Origin of the sequence: Pleomorphomonas sp. PLEO (genome assembly GCF_041320595.1) — a bacterium.
Classification (GTDB): Bacteria; Pseudomonadota; Alphaproteobacteria; order Rhizobiales; family Pleomorphomonadaceae; genus Pleomorphomonas.
The window spans coordinates 1,657,988-1,672,746 of sequence record NZ_CP166625.1 but is presented as its reverse complement, the minus strand read 5'-3'; the positions used below and the strand labels follow the sequence as shown (position 1 = coordinate 1,672,746).

Sequence of the window (14,759 nt, the reverse complement as noted above, 5' to 3'; positions counted from 1 at the left end):
AGTCTCTCGAAACGCGTCGCGGCTTGGAACCTTCCCATTGCATCGCTCACTCAAGGTGCAACTGACTTAAGTCCAGAATATCAATCGGGGTCTCAATGGGCGAACCGTCGTCCTTGTAAACCTCCAGCTCGTGCAGCATGCCGTCGACGACATGCAAAAGTACATGCACGGCTGGGCGTGGGCCGACGCCCTCCGCATCGAAATAGTATCCCTCCGTAGGCACCCGCTGCTCCACATCGGTCGACGGGCCTGAAACCCTGAATTCAAGGCTGCCGTCCGCATCGATTATCGACACCCTGGCCGTTTCCAACTGAGCGCGCAGTCTCTCACAGCCGGGAAACTCTGGGGAGAGCAGCTTCTCGACGAGCCGACGCTCGCGATCGGTGAGTTGGCGCCACGCCCGAGACATGTCCGATCCTCCTCTTGCAAGCTGAGCTTATAGATACAAAGGCGACTGCCACAGCCCTATATCAACCTCTAGCTCTACCTTCCCGAGGTCCTCTGCCTTCACAGAGGAGGACCGATTGATATTTCGGATCAATCGGATAGCGCATCCCTCTCCGGGCCTGTCTCCCACTTCTATAAATTGTCCTCCTCTGCGTGAGGCAGAGGACCTCAGGCAGAACGAAGCGCAACGCCGATATCGACCTCCAACACGCAAAAGAGCCGGGCTCACGCCGCTTGCCTTACCATCCACTCCGCCGGCAAAGTCTCCTGGAACGCCTCGCGGATGATGACGGCGAGATGATCGGCGATCGGGTTCGCTCCCTTGTCCGAGCGCATCAGCCTGAGGCCGAGGCTCGGCAGCGGCGGCAGGCCGTAGTGCTTTTCATCCAACAGGCCGACCGAGGCCGGCCGCCCCAGTGACGTGCGCACCGCCACACCCAACCCCGCCGCCGTGGCGGCCCACAAGCCACCCAGGCTGGGCGTGACGAAGGCGATGCGCCAGGGGATGCCCTGCCGGTCCAAATGCTCGCAGGCGATGGTGCGCAGCAGGCACGGCGCCTCCAGCACCACCAGCGGCAGCGGCTCGCCGCTCTCCCGGCGCCACACCGGCGCCTCGCCAGCCGCCCCCAGCCAGCAGAGCGGCACGGCGGCGATCCGCTCGTTGGCCGGCGCACTGCCGTCGTCCCAGGCGAGCGCCAGATCGAGCTGGCCCGAGGCGATCTTCTCCTTCAGTTCGGCGTTGCGGGCGATCCGCCCCTCCACCCGCACCTTGGGGTGGGCGCGGGCGAAACGGCCGAGCACGCGCGGCAGCACCGTTTCGCCGAAATCCTCCTGAATGCCGAGCCGCGCCCAACCCTCAAGCTCTGCCCCGCGCAAGGCGCTCACTGCCTCGTCGTTAAGGGCGAGCAGGCGCCGGGCATAGGAGAGCAGCAGTTCGCCGCTGTCCGTCAGCACCAACCCGCGCCCGGATTTCTTCACCAGTGGCGTGCCGGCCTGCTCTTCCAGTTTCTTCAGCTGGGCGCTGACCGCCGAGGTGGACCGCCCCAGTCGGTCGGCGGCGCGCGCAAACGATCCGGCTTCGATGCCCCAGACGAAGCTGCGCAGGGCGTCCATGTCGAGATTGGTCAGGCGCATGCCACCATCCTGAATTTCAGGATCAATCATCCTGAATAATCCGATTTAAGGGATGATGATGCCGCTCTATCCTTCATCCGTCAACAGCATTCAAGGAAGCGCGCCCATGCCCTTCACCCGCATATCGCTGAAAGAAGGCAAGTCGCCCGCCTATCTCCAGGCCGTCGCCGACAGCCTCGATCGCGCCCTCGTCGATGCCTTCGAGGTGCCGGAGAACGACCGCTTCGTGGCGATCCACCAGCACCGCGACGGCGAATTGATCTTCGACCGCAGCTATCGAGGCGGCCCGCGCTCGGACGACTTCATCCTGTTCCACATCACCACCGGCCGGACGCGCTCGGCCGACACCCAGGCCCGCTTCTACCGCCGCCTCGTCGACAACCTTCAGGCAACGCCGGGCGTGCGGCCGGAGGACGTGATGATCGTCATCGCCAACTCCACCTTCGACGACTGGTCGTTTGCCTCCGGCCACCCCGCCAGCAAACCGGTGGAGCATCCTGCGGAAAAGTGGGCACCGGTTTTCCGCGAAAGCGATGCGGCAACAAACAGCGAGACCACCCGATGAGCAACCCCTTTGACATGGGCGCGGCTTGCCCTGACAAGATGACTATCTGGCGCGCCGGCGACGGCGTCGTTCAGGCGCCCGCTGGTGTTTCGAGCGGCGCCTTTGACGTCCAGATGCTGCTGTCGAGCCGCGCCGATGGCGAAATGACGGCGATGCGCGCCTTCGTGCCGCCGGGCGTTCTCACCCACTGGCACAGCCATCCGCGCGGCCAGCTGCTGCACGTGCTCGATGGCGTCGGCCTCGTCCAGCGCGACGGCGGCGACATCGTCGAGGTGCGCTCGGGCGACAGCATCTGGTTCGCACCGGACGAAAAGCACTGGCACGGCGCCGCGCCCACCAGCCCCTTCAGCTACCTCAGCGTCCAACCGGTCAAGGACGGCACCGCCGCCCACTGGATGAACCCTGTTCAAGGAATAAAGCCATGATCGCCATGCAATACGGCTTCACCCTGCCCGCCGACTACGACATGTCCATCATCGACCGCCGCGTCCGCGACGAGGGGCCGCTGCTCGACGGCTTCCCGCGCCTTCGCTTCAAAGCCTACCTCGCCGCCCGCAAACAGGACGACGGTTTCACCAGTGCCGAGAACCTCTACGCGCCCTTCTATCTGTGGGACGAGCCCGAGGGCATCGACGCCTTCCTCTCCAGCCCCGGCTTCGCCACGCTGACGCGCGATTTCGGCTGGCCAAGTGTGCGGACCTGGCAGGTCTGGCACGCCGAACTCGGAGCTGACTTGCGGGCGGCGAAATACGCCAGCCGCGAGATCGCTCCCATCGCGCCCTACTCCAACCTCGCGGAAATCCGCGACGCCGCCATCGCCGAGGCACGCTCACGCCCCGGCGCACTCGCCACCGTCACCGGCTTCGACCCGACGGCATGGAAGACCGTCCGTCTCAGCCTGCGGCCAGCTCTGCCCGCACCGATGCCCGGCGCGCAGCTCTACACCGTCGGGCACGTAGCGCTGCCCTGAGAGATCGTCGGCGATGCTATTGGCCGAGACGGTCTGCCCCCTATCGCCGCGCGATGCGGCGTGGCAATTTCCGACGTGAACGCTGCCCCTTCGGGCATCGAACGGACGGGCAAGGCTTATGGTTGCGCTGATCAAACCGCGCCGCTTGCAAGCGGGCGACAAGGTGGCGGTCGTCTCCCCCTCCTGGGGCGGGCCGGCCGCCGCTCCCCACCGCTACGCGGCTGGCAAGCGGCAGCTCGAACAGCTATTCGGCTTGCAGGTGGTGGAGATGCCGCATGCGCTCTCCCCGGCGGATTACGTCGCCAAGCATCCGGAAGCGCGCGCCGCCGACCTGATGCAGGCCTTTGCCGCTCCGGACATCGCCGGCATCATTTCCAGCATCGGCGGTGATGACAGCATCCGCCTGCTGCCGCATCTCGACCTCAAGGTCATCGGCGCCAATCCCAAGGTGTTTCTCGGCTTTTCCGACACCACCGCCCTGCATTTTGCCTGCGCCGCCGCCGGCGTCGCATCGTTCTACGGCCCCAGCGTCATGGCCGGCTTCGGCGAAAACGGCGGCATGCATCGCTACACCGTCGATGCCCTCAGAAGGGCGCTGTTCACCCCCGATCCGATCGGTCTCGTTCCCCTCAACGACGAGGGCTGGACGGCGGAGCATATCGACTGGAGCCAGGCCGATCTGCAGGACTGCAAGCGGGCAATGCATCAGCCCGACAAGCCACGCGTCCTGCAAGGCTCGGGTGTCGCCTCCGGGCACCTTCTGGGCGGCTGCGCCGAGGTGATCGAAATGGTGAAGGCGACCGCCTGGTGGCCGCCGCTCGAGTCTTGGCGCGGCGCCATCCTGTTCTACGAGACATCCGAGGATGCGCCGCAGCCACAGTTCATCCGCTACTGGCTGCGGAACATGGCGGCTCAGGGCATCCTTGAGGTGTTGAGCGGCATCTTGATTGCCCGCGCCGACCCCAGGGGCGCGCCCGACTATCAATCCAAGATCGAAGCCGCCGTCCTCGATAGCCTGTCCGAAGCGAACCTCACGTCCCTGCCGGTTCTCACAGGCCTGGATTTCGGCCACACCCAGCCGATGCTCACCCTGCCCTATGGCGCCGAGGCCAGCATCGACTGCGGGAGCGGAACTCTGACGATCACCGAGCCGGGTGTGACCTGAGCGACGTGCCCCCAACGGCCTAGGCCATTTCCATGACGACGATCTCGATAGGGTCGCCGCCGACGCCGTGGGAGAAATGGCCCTTCTTCACGGCGCGAAACCCGTGGCGCTCGTAAAAGCTCTGGGCGTTGAGCGTTGCTTCGATGCGGATCGGGCCGGCGTGGTCGCGCCGCGCCGCCTCAATCCCGAGATCGAGAAGCTGGCGGCCCAGCCCGCGCCCGGCCGCCTCCGGCAGCAGGAACAGGCGCGTGACCTCGCCGGGCTCGGCATCGACAAAGCCGACCACCGCGCCATTTTCCTCGGCAACCACGGTACGGCCGCCGGCGATCACCGCCTCATAGGTGGCCGCCGTACGATCGCCCATCCAGCCGGAAAGCTGCTCCGGCGAATAGTGGCTGCGAGCCAGCGCCTCAACGGAGCGCCGGGTCACATCGTAAAGCGCCGCGCCATCGCCGGCTCGCGCCGGGCGCAGCACGACGCCGCCGGAATGCCTGTCGCCAGCCATGATGCCCCCCTCAGTTCGCCGCGCCGGCCCGCGCAATACCATGGGCGATCAGGCGGTCGATCAGTTCGGCATAGCCGACGCCGCTGGCGCCCATCGCCTTGGGGTACATGCTGATGTTGGTGAACCCGGGGATGGTGTTCACCTCGTTGACCAGGAAGCGCCCATCCGCCATCAGGAAGAAATCGACGCGCGCCATGCCGTCGCAGCCGAGCGCCCGGAAGGCCCTGGCGGCCGCCTCGCGCATGGCCGCCTCCACCTCGGGCGGCAGGTCGGCCGGCACCTTCAGGGCCGCGCCGGCCTCGTCGATGTATTTGGCGTCGTAGCTGTAAAAGCCGTGGCTCTCGGCCGGCACGATCTCGCCGGGGCGGGAGACGAACAGCCCGCCCGCCGGCTCTTCCAGCACGCTGAACTCGATCTCGCGGCCGCGGATGAACTCCTCGGCGAGCAGGCTATTGTCGTAACTGAAGGCCTCATCGAGCGCCGGCTGGAACTCCTGGCTACCCGACACCTTGCGCACGCCGACCGACGAGCCCTGCCGCGCCGGCTTGATGAACAGCGGCAGGCCTAGCTCGCGCTCCAACGCAGCGAAATCCGCCGCCTCGCCGGCATGGAGAATGGCCTCGCGGGCGACGGGAATGCCGGCTGCCCGCAGCAGCCGCTTGGTGATCACCTTGTCGAGCGCCGTGGCCGAGCCGAGAATGCCGCAGCCAACCAGCGGCACCCGCGCCACCTCGGCGAGGCCCTGCACCGAGCCATCTTCGCCGTAAAGGCCATGCAGCACCGGGAACAGGGCGTCGATCTTGCCGGCCTCGCGGATAGCGCCGTCAGCCCCGATCGCCAGCATGCGGCCACGCCCGCCGGGCACCAGCGCCAGCTCGGTGCCGCTGTCCGGCTTGGTCAGCGCCTTGCCGTCGAAGCGGCTTTCAAGCCATCGGCCATCGCGCGTGATGAAGATCGGCACGGCGTCATATTTGGCTGGCGACAGCGCCGCCATCACGTTGGTTCCCGACATCACGGATACGTCGTGCTCGGAGGAACGGCCGCCGAACAGCACGGCAATGCGGAGTCTGGTTTGGTCATTTGACATCAGGAAAATCCAAACAGTTTTGAAGAAGGTCAGAAGCCGAGCGCGATGCCGCGATTGGCGAAAAAGCGGTCGAAATCGGTCAGCGTCAGCAGGACGTCCGCCTGGCTGGCCCGATCGTGACCGGATGGGTTGTGAAAGCGGATGGCGTCCGGCGTGGCCGCCGTCACCAGCACCAGATGCCCGCCCTTCGATGGCGGTTCCCGGTCCGGCCAGCGGATGCCGTGGTGCACCGACGCCATGAAGAACGGCCAGCGCGCCAGCAGCTCCGGCAGCGCTGCCGTTTCGAGGCCGGTGACCACTTCCGCCCTCAGCCCGAACCGCTCCGACGCCATGCGGACAAACGGCGCATAGATCAGGCCCTTGATGGACTTGCCGTCTTCGCCGACGACATAGCCGCCATATTGCGTGCAGACGCGGGCAAGCTCCAGCGTGGGATGCGCCGCGCCGCACGCGGCGAGGATCATCTTCAGGCAGGCCATGCCGCAGAGGTTCACCGCCCAATGGGCGTATTCCCTAACCGTCTCAGCGCCAGACTGAGCCCAGAGCGGATCGTTCAGCAACGCCGCCTCGCCCTCGGCGACAACGGGCAGCGTCATCTCCGGCGTTTCCCACTGGCTGAAATACGGCACGGCCTTGACAGTCCTATCCATCGGCTGATTCAGTCCTCGCTTGAAAGTGGATCAATAGGATTGCATTATCGCTCATATTTAAAGGGCCACTATAAGCATAAGGGGTGAGCCACTTGGCCGACAACATCAGCCTGAAGCGGCGAAGAGAAGGCCCCTCGGCCAGCTTTCGGCCAAACGTCGATCCGTCGTCGCCGGCATCGCTCGCCCGGCAGCTCTATCTGGCGCTGCGCGAAGCAATCGCCGATGGCCGGCTCGACGCCGGTGAGCGGCTGCCCTCCACCCGCCTGGCGGCTGGGGAATGGCGATTGGCGCGCGGCACGGTGGCGGAGGCCTACGACATCCTGATCGCCGAGGGCTACGCCGTGGCGCGCCAGGGCTCCGGCACCTATATCGCGTCGGGCGCCCAGGAGGGGCTCTCCAAGGCGGGCGCCGCCCGGCAGTCGGAGCCGGGTTCGCCGCGCCGCGCCATTTCGGTGGCGGTCACAAGGGTGATGACCACGGGGCCAAGCCTGGCGCGGCAGAAGCCGCTGCCGTTCGTCACCGGCCGGATCGGCCATGACGAGCGGACGGCGGGGCTGCTCAACCGCATCGCCGGCCGCCACATCAACTACGCCTTCGACGGCTATGGCGACATTCAGGGCGAGCCGGCGCTGCGCGCGGCCATCGTCGCCCATCTCGCGGTGTCGCGCGGGGTGCGTTGCGCGGCCGAACAGGTGTTCATCACCGCCGGCACCCAACAGGCGCTCGACCTGGCGTTCCGCGTGCTCGCCTCGCCCGGCGACAGCGTCATCGTCGAAGACCCCTGCTATCCGCCGGCACGGCAATGCCTGGCGCTCAACGGCGCGGAGATCGTCGGCCTGCCGGTGGATCACCAGGGCCTCATGACGGAGAAGCTTAGCGCCCTGCCGCCGCCGGCGCTGTTCTACGTGACGCCGTCCAACCAGTATCCGGTGGGCGCCGTGCTGTCGCTGCCCCGGCGGCTGGAGCTTCTGGCCTACGCCCGCGAGCACGGTTCGTGGATCGTCGAGGACGATTACGACAGCGAATTCCGCTACGACGGCCATCCCATCGCTTCGCTGCAAGGGCTCGATCAGGCCAATCGCGTTCTCTACACCGGCACCTTCAGCAAGGCCTTGCTGCCCAGCCTGCGCCTTGGCTACCTGATCGTGCCGCCCGACCTCGTGCCGGCGTTTAGGGCGATCCGGCCGGCGCTCGACGTTTGCCCGCCGACGTTCCAGCAGCGCGTGGTCGCTGACTTCCTGGTCGAGGGCTATTTCCCCGCCCACTTGCGCCGGCTGAGGGACCGGCTACGCGCTTCCCGCGATCTGCTCGCCGGTCTGCTGAGGGAACGCCTCGCCGACCATCTTTGCGTCGTGCTTCCCGAGCAGGGCATCACGCTGACGGCGAAGAGCACCGGCACCTGGACGAGCGACATGGCCGTCTCCAGGGCGGCGCTGGAAAAAGGCGTCGTCGTCATGCCGCTGTCGCGCATGAACGTCGCCACATCCGACACCTCGCGCCTGCTGCTCGGCTTCTCCGGCCTCTCCGAACAGGAGGCCGACACAGGAACGCGGCTTCTGGCGGAAGTGTTCAGGGAGCGGGCATTCGCGGCCGAACGGCGGTGATCGCCGCCCAGTTCGTGGGCCGCCGATCATACGCCCCACCTTGCCAGCATTCGACCTCAAGCTCGGCCCAGGGCCCGTTGTCGCGCCAGCAAGCCACAAGCTCGTCGGCGGAGAGATAGTTGTAATAGCGGCCGAGGCCGTCGTCGCCCTCGGCTGTCCCCGTCTTGAAACTCGCCCAGACAAGGCCGCCATCGACGAGCGCCGCGTGAATCTTGCCGATCACAGCGCCCAATTCGGCTCTGGGCACGTGGGTCAGCGCAGCGCAGGCATAGATCCCGCCATAGTGCTGGGTGGCGCAGAGCTCGTCGAACATCATGGGCCTGACGGGCTGGCCGATGCGGATGGAGGCGATCGCCGCCAGCTCAGCCGAGCCGTCCGTGGCATCAAGCCGAAACCCGGCATCGAGGATCGCCTTGGCGTCGACGCCGCCGCCCGTGCCCAGCTCGAGAATACCGCCGCCCGGCTTGCAGCGGCTCAGAAAGCCGAACAGCCTGGGATTGGGCGGATTTTCATTGGCCGCGTATTCAGCGGCCTTCGCTTTATAGAACTCGATCGTCACGTTCCCTGCCCCCAGGCCTTGGCAATGTCCTTCATGGCCGCACAGCCTGTATGGGAACAAGATGGCGTTTTATCGAAATGAGCGCTTGCGGGTGCCCGATATCAAGCTCCCCGAACAAACAAAAAAACATCCCCGGTGACGCGCGGTCCCCGGGGATGCTCAACCTATCAAACGGCTCAATCAGCTGATGGCTTCCACGGCCGCCTTCTGGATCGCCAATCCCGCCTCGTACTGCTTGAGCCACACGCCGTAGCCCTTCACATCGGCAGCATCGGGCTTGGCGACGTCCAGCTTGGCGCCGGCGAACACCCGCTCGTTGAGATAAACGCCGAGGTTCTTGCCCTTGCCGCTCCTCAGATACTCGGCCAGCACGGCGATGCCCCAGGCACCGCCCTCGCTCGCCGTATCGCCCACCGTGACCGGCGCGCCGATGGCGGCGGCCAGCAGGCGCTGCGCCACGCCGGCCGTCTTGAACATGCCGCCGTGGGCGAACATCGAGTCGAGCTTGACGCCCTCGCCGTGCAGCACGTTCATGCCGAGGCTGAGCGTGCCGAAGGCGGCGTAAAGCTGGGTGCGCATGAAGTTGGCCAGCGTCAGGCGGCTGCCTGGGGTGCGCACCACCAGCGGGCGGCCCTCGGTGAGGCCTGTGATCGGCTCGCCGGCCAGATAGTTGTAGGCGAGCAAGCCGCCGCCATCCGCCTCGCCTTCCAGCGCGGCGGCGAACAGTGCGCCGAACACCGCGTTGGCGTCCGACTTGGCGCCGATCGCCTTGGCAAATTCGGTGAACACGCCGGCCCAGGTGCCGAGTTCGCTGGCGCCGTTGTTGCAGTGAACCATGGCGACGAGATCGCCGCCCGGCGTGGTGACGATGTCGAGTTCCTCATGCACCGTGGTCAGCGGCTTTTCCAGCACCACCATGGCGAAGATCGACGTGCCGGCGCTGATGTTGCCGGTGCGCGGCGCCACGGCGTTGGTCGCCACCATGCCGGTGCCGGCGTCGCCTTCCGGCGGGCAGACCGGGATGCCGACAGTAAGCTTGCCGGTGGGGTCGAGCAGCTTGGCGCCCTCGGCCGTCAGCGATCCCGCGTCATCGCCGGCCACCAGCACCTTGGGGAACAGCTTGGGCGCATCAAGGCCCGGCTTGTGGGCGGCCACCAGCTGGCCGAAGCGCTTCAGCATCGGCGCGTCATAGTCGTGCGTGGCGGCGTCGATCGGGAACATGCCCGAGGCATCGCCGACGCCGATCACCTTCTGGCCCGTCAGGCGCCAGTGCACGAAGCCGGCCAGCGTGGTGATGAAGGCGACACTCTCCACATGCGGCTCATTGTCGATCACCGCCTGATAAAGGTGCGAAGCCGACCAGCGGAGCGGGAAATTGAAGCCCAGCGTCTTGGTCAGCTCGGCGGCGGCGCGCTCGGTGTTGGTGTTGCGCCAGGTGCGGAACGGCACCAAGAGCTTGCCGGCGGCGTCGAACGCCAGATAGCCATGCATCATCGCCGAAAAGCCCAGCGCGCCCACCTTGGTCAGCTCGACATTGTAGCGCTTCTTCACATCGGCGCTGAGGGCGGCATACGACGCCTGCAACCCGGCCCAGATCGCCTCTTCCGAATAGGTCCACAGGCGATCGACGAACTGGTTCTCCCAGCCGTGCGTGCCGGTGGCGAGCACCTCATGATCCGGCCCGATCAGGCAGGCCTTGATGTTGGTGGAACCGAGCTCAATGCCCAGCGATGTGCGTCCCTCGGCGATCGCCGCGGCCATGGCCTGCTGCGTCATCTGGCTTTCACTCCCTAACCTGTTGTCCGCTTCACGCGGCGACCTCTATGATCGTTATCCTCACCATACCGCAGGACACCTGTCGATGAGTAGTGACAGGTACCGCAACGATATGGAGGATGCTGCAATTCCGGCGGGCGCCGCCGCCTTATCGACCGTTGAGCAAACCACCCACCTCAGCCTCAACCCGGCCGGGCGACAGGCCGGCAACGCCGAAGCGCTCGTAGAGTGAGGCCATCAGCGGCAGCAAGTGCTCGGCGAGCCGCCCCTCGATGTCGGCGGCCGGGATCTCCGCCTCCAGCATCGCCTCATCGCTCTGCGCCGCATGGCCCTGGACGATGAGATCGCTCAGCGGGTTCGCCCAGGGGCGAAGAACGCGGCCGCTCAGCCCCGTGAACAGGGCGCGGAAATGCACCGTCACGCGGCTGTCCGCATCCTTTTTGAGGAGGGACGCCAGCCTTTCGGCGTGCAACAGCACCTCGCCCATCCGCCAGAGCGGCAGGGTCGTGTCGAGGATAGCGCCGGCCGGGAACGTGTCCGCGCCGTCTTCCTGATAGCCGCGCATCAGCACCATTCGCCCCGATGGCGCAGCCCGCCAGAAATCGCTATGCGCGGGGTCGTTGAAGACGCGCTCGGTGTCATCAGGCGGCGCCAGCCAGCATTCGATCAGCCCGTCCACCTCGCGCGGCCGAGTGGCATCCCGCGTCGGCATCCAGAATGGCGGCCAGCCGGTCTTCGCCACGACGGCCTTTTCGAGAAGGCGCCCGAAGGCGGCGATATCAGGCGTCTTGAGATCGCCCTCAAGCCAATAGTCGACCCGGAACCAGCCGTTCGGGAAGCGGGCCGGCGCATCCGGAGCGAGCGGCGCCACCAGGGTCTGCCAGCGCTCGAAAGCCTCGCGCACAAAGCGCGTCTGCGCGTCCTCCGGCCGGGGCTCGTCCACCAGACCGACCACGCGCAGGATGTCCATCGCTTTCGCCAGCGTCAGGGTGGTCTCGCCGCGCTCGAAGGCCGCCATGGTCGGATGACTGACGCCGGAGAGAGCCGCATGCTCCTTCTGCGTCAGCCCCTCCGCCTTGCGGCGGCGCAAGGCCTCCTCGACGAGGCGCGGCCAGGCGAGCGGTGCTATGCTGGGAGAAGTCTGAGACATGAGCGGTCCACGATCTCCTTGAAGCGGTGGGTGAAGCCATCCTCGGGCTCGGCGTCCGGCGGTTGGATGACGGATGCCGCCCGCTCGACGCCGCGTTTTAGATCCTTGAAGGTCTGATCCACGACCCGATCCGGCAGGCCGATTTCCTTGCCGAAGGCCCTGAAAACCGCCTGATCGGCCGCCTCCAACTGCAATCGCCGGCCGCCAATCGACAGCGCCAACAACTGGTCGAAACCGTCATAAAGCGCGGTGTTCACCACGTCATAGGCCGGCGACAGGCGTAGGCCATCAGGCGTTTCGAGCAGGGAGAAGTTCTTGAGGTGGGCGTCGCAATTGCCAATCAGGACGAAGGCGATCAGGCGCTTGAAGAAGCGCGCGAGGTCGATTTGCGGCCGCGATGAATACCTCTCGATGATCGAGGCCACGTCCTCATAGGCGGCATCGTACTTGCCGGTATAGTCCTGCCCTCTCGGCTTTCGCAGGATCTGGGCGCAATCCTCGAGGCGCAGCTTGCCGCCATCCGGCGCCCGATCGAAGCGCGTCACCACGAGCGCGATCTCGCCGAGATCGGAAATCAAGGCCGTGGTGAACGCCGTCACCTCCGTCTTGCCGAGCACGGCGGCCATCCACCTGAGGCTGAGGGCCTCGTTGCGAACGAGGCTGCCGATCCTCTCGGAATTGAACTTGGCTATATAGGGCGCCGGGCCTGTCGCCGCCGCCGGAACGAAGCGGCTGTCCGCGCCCCTTGCGACCAGCAGCTTCCTTTGAACACCCGAAACCGTTCGGCCGGGGTTCACAGTGGCCTCGGTGATCTCGGGCAGCGCCCCGGCATCGTCGGGAGGGCGAACGCTGACCGCCCCGATGCAATCGGCGCCATAGCGCAGCAGCAACCCAAGGTCATCGTCCTCGACGACATGCGCCGCCCGGGCCTTTTGTTGCCGAAGCCAGCCTTCCGAACCAATATTCTGAAAGAAGGGATGCAGCCCAACCGGCCACTCATGCTCGCGCCGGAGGAACGGAAGGCAGCAGGCGATATCGCCGCCGCGCCAGTCGGCGCGATAGGTAAAGCGCGTGCCGCCATTGGCCGTTTCGACCAACGTTCCGGCCAGCTCATCCTTGAACAGAATATCGGCGCCTCTCAGAGCCATGCAATTATGCCTTCAATGACTGCCTTGAAGGATACCACATAGCGCCAGAATGAAGCCATATCTTAATTCAAGCGGCAATCGATACGATGAATCAATCTTTGAATTGATAGCAGCGGATAAGGAAAAGACAGAGCAGTTAGAAATTCATTTCCAAGCAAAAATCCAGCACCTAACGCGACTATGAAGCCATGATTGAATCGCTGACTAGATAATCACCAGCCATTTTCGGGCGGCGGCAGGGCCGCCACCCGCGCGTTTGCGCGGCAATTTCAGCCAATCACCGCCAGTTCGTCTTGGCCAGTTCGATCAGTTCGTCGCCCCGGCCGTTCAGGATCGCTCGCATCATGTAGAGCGAGAAGCCCTTGGCCTGTTCGAGGTTGATCTGCGGCGGCATGACCAGTTCCTGCTTGGCGGTCATCACATCCACCAGCACCGGGCCGGGCGTTGCAAAGGCCTCGTCGATCGCCGCCGGCAGCGCCTTGGCGTCGTCGACGCGGATGCCCTTGATGCCGATCGCTTCGGCCACCTTGACGAAGTCCGGGCTGTTGAGGTCGGTGTCGTCGGAAATATAGCCGCCGGCCTTCATTTCCATGGCGACGAAGCCGAGCGAGCGATTGTGGACGATGAAGATCTTCAGCGGCAGATCGAGCTGGCGCACCGTCAGGATCTCGCCCATCAGCATGGCAAAGCCGCCGTCGCCGCACAGCGCCACCACCTGGCGGTTCGGATCGATACCCTGCGCCCCAATGCCCTGCGACAGGGCATTGGCCATCGAGCCGTGGCTGAACGAGCCGACCAGCCGCCGCTTGCCGTTCATGGTGATATAGCGCGCCGCCCAGACGGTGGGCGTGCCGACGTCGCAGGTGAAGATGGCATCGTCCGCCGCCTTCTCGCTGATCAGCCGGGCGAGATATTGCGGATGGATCTGGCCTTTTTCGCCATCGTCGGTGGCGAGATCGTCCAGCCCCTGGCGCGCCTTGGCATAGTGCTCCAGCGCCGTCTTGAGGAAAGCGTCGTCGCTGTTGACCGGCAGCTTGGCGAGCAGCGCCGTCACCGTCGCCTTGACGTCGCCGACGATGCCCAGATCGATCTGGGTATGGGCGCCGAGGCTTTCCGGCCGGCTGTCCACCTGGGCGATCTTGGCGCCCGCCGGATAGAAGGCGCGATAGGGGAAGGACGAGCCCAGAATGAGCAGCGTGTCGGCCGCCCCCATGGCGTGATAGCCGGAGGAAAAGCCGATCAGGCCGGTCATGCCGACATCATAGGGGTTGTCGTGCTCGACGAATTCCTTGCCGCGCAGGGCATGAACGATCGGCGCCTTCAGCCGCTCGGCCAGCGCCACCACCTCGTCATGGGCATCGGCGCAGCCGGCGCCGCACAGCAGCGTCACCTTGGCGCTGGACCTCAGCAGCGCCACAAGCGCGTCGACCTGACGCTCAGACGGAACGACCCGGCCCGGCTCCGGCGCCTGCCAGCGGATGTCGACGCCCTCCGGCATCGGCTTCAGGGCGATATCGCCGGGCAGCACGATGACGGCGACGCCGCGCTTGGCGATGGCGGTGCGCACGGCCACTTCCAGCACGCGCGGCATCTGGTCGGGGTTGGTGATCAGCTCGCAATAAACCGAGCACTCGCGGAACAGTTCCTGCGGATGCGTCTCCTGGAAATAGCCGGAGCCGATTTCCGATGACGGAATGTGGGCGGCAATGGCCAGCACCGGCACATGGCTGCGCTGGCAATCGAACAACCCGTTGATCAGATGCAGATTGCCCGGCCCGCACGATCCGGCGCACACCGCCAGTTCGCCGGTAATATGCGCCTCGGCCCCAGCCGCGAACGCCGCCGCCTCCTCATGCCGCGTGCCCATCCAGCGGATCTGCTTGAGCCGATGCAAGCTGTCGCTGAGCCCGTTGAGGCTATCGCCGGTCACGCCCCAAATGCGCTTAACGCCGGCCTCGCCAAGGAAGCGGGCGATGTAGTGGGCAATGGATTCGGTCAT

General features: G+C 65.9%; 15 protein-coding genes. 5 read left to right on the top strand and 10 right to left on the bottom strand.

What is annotated here, in order from left to right:
- Positions 1–46: 46 nt before the first annotated feature.
- Both AB6N07_RS07540 and AB6N07_RS07535 read right to left on the bottom strand, forming a co-directional pair.
- The gene (locus AB6N07_RS07540; protein ID WP_370677186.1) at positions 47–409 is read right to left on the bottom strand and encodes a hypothetical protein; all 363 of its coding nucleotides are present in this window, start codon (positions 407–409) and stop codon (positions 47–49) included.
- A 263-nt stretch (positions 410–672) separates the two neighbouring features.
- Positions 673–1,581, bottom strand: a complete 909-nt coding sequence (locus tag AB6N07_RS07535; RefSeq protein WP_370678204.1) for a LysR substrate-binding domain-containing protein — start codon at positions 1,579–1,581, stop codon at positions 673–675.
- A 106-nt stretch (positions 1,582–1,687) separates the two neighbouring features.
- Here AB6N07_RS07535 and AB6N07_RS07530 point away from each other — a divergent pair, with 106 nt between their 5' ends.
- The 4 genes from AB6N07_RS07530 to AB6N07_RS07515 all read left to right on the top strand — a co-directional run bounded on the left by AB6N07_RS07530 (position 1,688) and on the right by AB6N07_RS07515 (position 4,281).
- Positions 1,688–2,146: a tautomerase family protein gene (locus AB6N07_RS07530; RefSeq protein ID WP_370677185.1), complete on the top strand. Its 459-nt coding sequence runs from the start codon at positions 1,688–1,690 to the stop codon at positions 2,144–2,146.
- 14 nt (positions 2,147–2,160) lie between these two features.
- On the top strand, positions 2,161–2,571 hold the full coding sequence (locus AB6N07_RS07525) for a cupin domain-containing protein (protein ID WP_370678203.1): 411 nt from the start codon (positions 2,161–2,163) through the stop codon (positions 2,569–2,571).
- Positions 2,568–3,116 (top strand): DUF4865 family protein, encoded by a 549-nt coding sequence (locus AB6N07_RS07520; RefSeq protein WP_370677184.1) that lies wholly within the window; start codon positions 2,568–2,570, stop codon positions 3,114–3,116. Before AB6N07_RS07525 ends, AB6N07_RS07520 begins: the two co-directional genes overlap by 4 nt.
- A 118-nt stretch (positions 3,117–3,234) precedes the next feature.
- A complete protein-coding gene (locus AB6N07_RS07515; protein WP_370677183.1) occupies positions 3,235–4,281 on the top strand; it encodes a S66 peptidase family protein in 1,047 nt (348 codons plus the stop codon).
- Positions 4,282–4,300: 19 nt separating this feature from the next.
- Here AB6N07_RS07515 and AB6N07_RS07510 read toward each other — a convergent pair whose 3' ends face one another.
- From AB6N07_RS07510 to AB6N07_RS07500, 3 genes are read right to left on the bottom strand one after another with little or no spacing between them, the layout of a single operon-like run.
- Complete coding sequence (locus AB6N07_RS07510; protein ID WP_370677182.1) at positions 4,301–4,786, bottom strand: GNAT family N-acetyltransferase; 486 nt, start codon at positions 4,784–4,786, stop codon at positions 4,301–4,303.
- A gap of 10 nt (positions 4,787–4,796) precedes the next feature.
- Positions 4,797–5,873, bottom strand: a complete 1,077-nt coding sequence (locus AB6N07_RS07505) for a D-alanine--D-alanine ligase family protein (protein ID WP_370677181.1) — start codon at positions 5,871–5,873, stop codon at positions 4,797–4,799.
- Between the two features lie 29 nt (positions 5,874–5,902).
- On the bottom strand, positions 5,903–6,523 hold the full coding sequence (locus AB6N07_RS07500; protein ID WP_370677180.1) for a hypothetical protein: 621 nt from the start codon (positions 6,521–6,523) through the stop codon (positions 5,903–5,905).
- 92 nt (positions 6,524–6,615) lie between these two features.
- Between AB6N07_RS07500 and AB6N07_RS07495 the strand changes: the two genes are divergently transcribed.
- Positions 6,616–8,127, top strand: coding sequence for a PLP-dependent aminotransferase family protein (locus AB6N07_RS07495; protein WP_370677179.1), 1,512 nt, complete (start codon positions 6,616–6,618; stop codon positions 8,125–8,127).
- Here AB6N07_RS07495 and AB6N07_RS07490 read toward each other — a convergent pair.
- From AB6N07_RS07490 to poxB, 5 genes are all read right to left on the bottom strand, one after another.
- Positions 8,093–8,686 (bottom strand): class I SAM-dependent methyltransferase, encoded by a 594-nt coding sequence (locus tag AB6N07_RS07490; protein WP_370677178.1) that lies wholly within the window; start codon positions 8,684–8,686, stop codon positions 8,093–8,095. The genes AB6N07_RS07495 and AB6N07_RS07490 overlap by 35 nt on opposite strands.
- A 180-nt stretch (positions 8,687–8,866) precedes the next feature.
- Positions 8,867–10,462, bottom strand: a complete 1,596-nt coding sequence (locus AB6N07_RS07485; protein ID WP_370677177.1) for a xylulokinase — start codon at positions 10,460–10,462, stop codon at positions 8,867–8,869.
- 148 nt (positions 10,463–10,610) lie between these two features.
- Positions 10,611–11,612 (bottom strand): helix-turn-helix domain-containing protein, encoded by a 1,002-nt coding sequence (locus AB6N07_RS07480; protein WP_370677176.1) that lies wholly within the window; start codon positions 11,610–11,612, stop codon positions 10,611–10,613.
- A complete protein-coding gene (locus AB6N07_RS07475; protein WP_370677175.1) occupies positions 11,588–12,760 on the bottom strand; it encodes a type II toxin-antitoxin system HipA family toxin in 1,173 nt (390 codons plus the stop codon). Before AB6N07_RS07475 ends, AB6N07_RS07480 begins: the two co-directional genes overlap by 25 nt.
- A 277-nt stretch (positions 12,761–13,037) precedes the next feature.
- On the bottom strand, positions 13,038–14,759 hold the full coding sequence (gene poxB / locus AB6N07_RS07470; protein ID WP_370677174.1) for a ubiquinone-dependent pyruvate dehydrogenase: 1,722 nt from the start codon (positions 14,757–14,759) through the stop codon (positions 13,038–13,040).